The organism is Streptomyces sp. PU-14G (genome assembly GCF_041028275.1).
Classification (GTDB): Bacteria; Actinomycetota; Actinomycetes; order Streptomycetales; family Streptomycetaceae; genus Streptomyces.
In genome coordinates this window covers 1-335 of record NZ_JASKYT010000796.1, presented here as the reverse complement: position 1 = coordinate 335, position 335 = coordinate 1, and the positions used below count along the sequence as shown (strand labels likewise).

General features: G+C 76.7%; 1 protein-coding gene. It reads right to left on the bottom strand.

Translation table 11 applies throughout. The features are described from left to right. On the bottom strand, positions 1-335 hold a 335-nt coding region (locus AB8Z75_RS35330), incomplete at both ends, for a biotin/lipoyl-containing protein (RefSeq protein ID WP_369209251.1).

Below are 335 nucleotides of genomic sequence, written 5' to 3'. Positions count from 1 at the left end.
GGGGTCGCGGCGGCGGGAGCGGCACCGGCCGCACCGATGACGGCCAGCTTGGCGCCGACCTCAGCCGTCTCGTCCTCGCCCACGGCGATCTCCAGCAGGGTGCCGGAGGTCGGTGCCGGGATCTCGGTGTCGACCTTGTCGGTGGAGACCTCCAGCAGCGGCTCGTCGGCCTCGACCTCGTCGCCGACCTGCTTGAGCCACCGGGTGACGGTGCCCTCGGTGACGGACTCGCCCAGCGCGGGCAGCGTCACGTCGGTGCCCTCGGCGGAGCCGCCACCCGCCGGGGCGGCGGCGGGCTCGGGCTGGGCCGGAGCCTGGGCGGGCTCCTCCTGGGC